This window comes from Candidatus Villigracilis sp. (assembly GCF_057083605.1).
In genome coordinates, this window is sequence record NZ_JBXMTI010000131.1 from 1 (window position 1) to 4,732 (window position 4,732).

Sequence of the window (4,732 nt, forward strand, 5' to 3'; positions counted from 1 at the left end):
TGGATTTCCTGCAAGGCTTTGACTGGATCTGGGAACGTGCATGTGGACAAGGTCGAGACCACCGTGTCAAAACTTCCATCGGGGAATTCGAGCTTCTCGGCATCCATCACTGCAAAGCTTACTTTCCGTCCGTATTTGATTGCGTTCGCGCGGGCGATCTCCAGCATGTTAGGGCTCAAGTCAACTGCTGTGATCTGGCTACTTGGCGCAAAGAACTGAAGGTTTTGTCCTATCCCACAAGCCACTTCCAAAACTTTGCCATTTGCTTTTGAAAGCAGTTTTTTCTTCAGCCGCGCCACACCGAGGATCTGCTGGTCAAACCAGACCTTCTTCTCGTATTGACCGGCGAACTCATCGTAGGCGTTTTGTATTTGAGTCGAGGTCATCCTGGCATTGTGAGGGATGCGGCTGGGCTTGCAGGTTTTTCCTTCGCTTGATGTTATCGTTTTCATGGTTGCTCCTTTTGTTATATTGTGTAACAATATTTGCATTGTAGCCAGCCGGGTGAGCAAGTCAATCACGAATGTGGTGTTGATATAACAAAAGTTATAGAAAGCCGTATTTTGTAACAGAACTGGATCTGCCATGCCGCAAAAAGTATCCCCCGTAAACATTGACCCGCGTGTCAAACGTACACGCCGTTTGTTGCGCGACGCGCTGGTTTCATTGATCTTGAAAAAAGACTTCGCCTCCATCACGATCAGGGAGATCACAGAACGCGCCGAGGTGGCCTACATCACGTTCTACAGGCATTACGAGAGTCTCGATCAGTTGTTGATGGAGGTGTTGGACGAAGGGCTGGCGGAATTGATGACCCATATCGAGACACTGGCGAAACAATCCGATTCATCCGCCCTTGAAACGGAAGGACGGTTGATCTTCGAATACATTGAACAAAAAGCCGATCTCTTCCGCATTCTGCTCAAGAGCCAGAGTGTGATACGCGTTCGTAAAAAGGTAGTGAAGAATATCGCAGCCGTTTTTCAAAAGTCCTGCGCGCCGTTGGGGAGGTTGAATAATCAGGTGACGGTCAATATTGCATCGAATCATATCGCCACGTCTTTATTGTCGCTGAGCGAGTGGTGGCTGGAAAATAATATGAAACCTTCCCCGACGGAGATGGGGAAGGTGTATAAAAGTCTGATCATTGATTCAACGGTGGGGGCGGTGAGTTCGCTGTCAGGGTTGCCGCGGTAGTTGATCATGCCTTGGCCGAAATAATCAGCCACACATCCATTTCCCCTTTGCCTTTCACGTTCACCGTACCTCGCGGCTCACAGACAAATTCATCCTTGATCAATTCGTAGGTGGCTTGTGTAATCTGAACTGCGCCGCCAAGACCATGCGATTCCATTCGACTGGCGACATTGACCGCATCGCCCCATACATCGTAGACAAATTTGCGGCGTCCGATCACGCCTGCAATCATCGAGCCTGAGTTGATGCCTATTCGAAAGCTCACGCGATGTCCGTTATGAAACGTGTGCCGGGAGATATAGTCGCGCATTTCCAATGCCATACGAGCCAGTGCCTGAGCATGGTCGGGGTGTCCACGCGGCACGCCTGAGGCAACCATATAACTATCGCCGATGGTTCGGATCTTTTCGACGCCGTATTTATCCAACAGTGAGTCAAAGAAAGAGAAAACCTCATTGAGCAACTCGACCATTTCTACGGGTGGCAGTTGTGCTGAAAGCGGAGTGAAGCCGACCATGTCGGCAAACAGGACACTTGCCTCTTTATAATGGTCAGCAATGGTGCGGCTCTCGTTTTTTAGTATGGCGGCAATCTCTTTTGGCAAAATGTTCAACAACAATGCTTCGGATTTCTGTTGAAACATATTCTTCTGACCGACGAAATAATAGACCATCATGAAAACCAGCGAGCCGACTCCGAGGAGATTGATAACAAAGAAGAAAATCACCAACCCTGGCGAGAGGTGGTTGACAAGGCGCACAAAGGGCTGTAAAAACCCACTAACAACAACCAGCCCAATAAAAGCAAGAAACCAACGCGGCGCCTGGCGAGGCTCGTCGAAGAGTAATGCGCCCAGAGGACAAATGAGCGCCCATAAAACAACTGCGCTACCATTAACGAATCCACCCAAGGTCACCATCAGAACAAAGGGGAGCAGAAGAATTAAAGTGAGTTGGCTGAAACGAAAAAAACGATACTGCCTAGTCCGCCCAAAATGGATGATGCTTAACAAGGATATAAAGGAATAGAAAAGTGGAATTGACCCAGCCAACGGTTCGTTGGAGAAGACATAGATCAAGCCCCAGGCAACCCCTGCAACCATGAATGGAAGAGCACATACCACAAGCAATGATTTTTGCAGGCGGATGTCGTCATCGTCATTTATGTCGGCTCCGATATGGGCAATGAAGAGAAATATTCTTTGGAATATCTTCCTGTTCATCCTGCTTTCCCTATTACCAATAATATACTTAATGTTTGCGGCAGTAACAGTAGACGAACTTTTGATCTGTCCCAAAAGGGGTCTGATGTGTTTCGCGTGTGCTGTCCACTATTTCAAAGTCGTCCCCGAACTCGTTATGTAAACTATCTTCGCTATAACGGACGACCTCAAGCCCGCTACATTTCTCGGGTCCATCGAGAGCGAAAGTGGCAACAATGACATGTCCGCCCTGCCGAACAGAGTGCCGCACTGTTTCAACGTATTTTCGGCGATCTTCAATATTCGTCAGAAAGTGGAACACAGCCCGATCATGCCAGATGTCGTAGAACCGCTCAGGCAGTTGCGCCTGGGTAATATCCGCTTCGATCCAATTGGCTTTTTGTGCCTGTATGCCGAGCCTTTGTTGGGCGGTGTGCAGGGATGCGGCGGAAATATCCAGCACGCTGACATTTTCATAACCATTTGCTAGCAGGTCATCCACGAGCGTGGAGATGCCGCCTCCAATATCGATAATCTGCCCCGACTTGTCCACTCCGGTGTTGGTTATATACTGTAAAGAGAGGAGTGGATGCTCCTGATACCAACTGACCTGTTTGGGCGTTTTGGTTTGGTGAATCGTTTCCCAATGAAATTTTGTGTTCATGCGGCGATTATACTGGAATTGACTCTCCTGTTATCCATGTTGCTAAAAGATAAGGGCGCTAGAGGATATCTACAAGTGGGCCAGTGTTGATTTCAATTCCATCTGTTTCGTGAGTCAGAGAGAGCAATGTCCCTTCCGGCAAAGACTCTATGTTCGCGTTCGGCGCTCCTGCAATATTTTCAATTCCCGCCAACATTACCCGCCAGGGTTTTGACGCGCCGTTTCGTTCGACGGTATAGGTCGAACCGGTTCGGGTGGTGGTGAAGGTCACTTCCGTTTCGCCGCGCAGGTTCGGGAGGCGCGTGATGACCGTTTCCCCATCGTCCAAGGCGTAGACTCGGAGAGTCACATTTTCAGCAAAGTCATAATCGGGAAGATCTTCCCGCGCGCCGATGGGCAGGACCGTGTTCGGTCGCACCCACAACGGCAGGCTCAGATAGTCATAGGTTTCGCGCACCCAACGCGGACCCTCCAGCACGCGTCCATCGAGCAGATGTGTCCAGCGCCCGGCGGGCAGGTAATACTCCACAACTCCATCTTCGGCAAAAATGGGTGCGACTAACAATGAAGGACCCAACATATATTGACGGTCGAGCGTCGCACATGCCAGGTCCGTGGGGAATTCCAGGAGCATGGCGCGCAACATGGGGATGCCAGACTCGCGTGCTTCACGCGCCGCTTCATATAGATAGGGCATCAGCCGGGCTTTGAGTTGCGTGAAATGACGCAACACCTCCACGGCTTCGTCATCGAACAACCACGGCACGCGATAGGACGAACTGCCATGCAAACGGCTGTGCGAGGACAGCAGACCGAACGCGCACCAGCGTTTATAGACCGAAGCCGGCGCGGTTTGTTCGAAGCCACCGATATCGTGACTCCAAAACCCAAAACCGGAGAGGTTCAACGACAGGCCGCCGCGCAGACTTTCCGCCATGGATTCGAACGTGGCCGTGCAATCGCCGCCCCAATGCACCGGGAATTGCTGTCCACCGGTCGTGGCCGAACGTGCAAAGACGACTGCGTCGCCTGCGCCGCGTTTCTCCTTGAGTGTGTTGAATACGGTCTGGTTGTAAAGCTGGGTGTAATAGTTATGCATTTTGAACGGGTCCGAGCCATCGTGATAGCTCACCTCCGTTGGGATGCGCTCACCGAAATCGGTCTTGAATGTGTCCACGCCCATATCCATCAGTACGCGCAATTTACTGGAGAACCATTCACATGCCGCTGGGTTCGTAAAGTCCACGATGCCCATGCCCGCCTGCCACAGATCGGTCTGCCACACGTCGCCGTTCGGTTTGCGGAGCAGGTATCCGTGCTGCGCGGCTTCATCAAATAACGCCGAGGCTTGCGCGAGGTACGGGTTGATCCACACGCAGATGTTCAGTCCGCGCGCTTTGAGGCGGGCGAGCATTCCCGCCGGATCGGGGAACGTGCGTGGGTCCCATTTGAAATCGCACCAGTTGAATTCCTTCATCCAAAAACAATCGAAGTGGAAGACGCGCACCGGCAGGTCACGGTCGCGCATGCCATCCAGCATCTTCATCACGGAGGACTCGTCGTAATCGGTGGTGAACGAAGTGGAGAGCCACAAACCGAACGACCAGGCCGGCGGCAGCGCAGGGCGGCCCGTCAACGCGGTGTAGCGTTCAAGGATCTGCTTCGGTGTG

At 51.6% G+C, this 4,732-nt stretch carries 5 protein-coding genes; 1 reads left to right on the plus strand and 4 read right to left on the minus strand.

Features of this window, described 5'->3' with window-relative positions:
• On the minus strand, positions 1 to 452 hold a 452-nt coding region (locus tag AC14M5_RS19615; protein WP_484031406.1), incomplete at its 3' end, for a class I SAM-dependent methyltransferase.
• Between the two features lie 133 nt (positions 453 to 585).
• On the opposite strand from AC14M5_RS19615, the gene AC14M5_RS19620 reads away from it, so the two are divergent.
• Positions 586 to 1,197 (plus strand): TetR/AcrR family transcriptional regulator, encoded by a 612-nt coding sequence (locus AC14M5_RS19620; protein ID WP_484031407.1) that lies wholly within the window; start codon positions 586 to 588, stop codon positions 1,195 to 1,197.
• 4 nt (positions 1,198 to 1,201) lie between these two features.
• Here the strand turns inward: AC14M5_RS19620 and AC14M5_RS19625 are convergent, their stop codons facing one another.
• The 3 genes from AC14M5_RS19625 to yicI all read right to left on the minus strand — a co-directional run.
• Positions 1,202 to 2,419, minus strand: coding sequence for an adenylate/guanylate cyclase domain-containing protein (locus tag AC14M5_RS19625; RefSeq protein ID WP_484031408.1), 1,218 nt, complete (start codon positions 2,417 to 2,419; stop codon positions 1,202 to 1,204).
• 28 nt (positions 2,420 to 2,447) lie between these two features.
• A complete protein-coding gene (locus AC14M5_RS19630) occupies positions 2,448 to 3,062 on the minus strand; it encodes a class I SAM-dependent methyltransferase (RefSeq protein ID WP_484031409.1) in 615 nt (204 codons plus the stop codon).
• Positions 3,063 to 3,120: 58 nt separating this feature from the next.
• The coding region (gene yicI, locus AC14M5_RS19635; protein WP_484031410.1) for an alpha-xylosidase at positions 3,121 to 4,732 on the minus strand (1,612 nt) is incomplete at its 5' end.

What these genes read in the sequence shown, in the direction of transcription:
- AC14M5_RS19625 (WP_484031408.1), bottom strand. Translation starts at nt 2,419, where the DNA reads ATGAACAGGAAGATATTCCAAAGAATATTTCTCTTCATTGCCCATATC.
- AC14M5_RS19630 (WP_484031409.1), bottom strand. Translation starts at nt 3,062, where the DNA reads ATGAACACAAAATTTCATTGGGAAACGATTCACCAAACCAAAACGCCC.
- AC14M5_RS19620 (WP_484031407.1), top strand. Translation starts at nt 586, where the DNA reads ATGCCGCAAAAAGTATCCCCCGTAAACATTGACCCGCGTGTCAAACGT.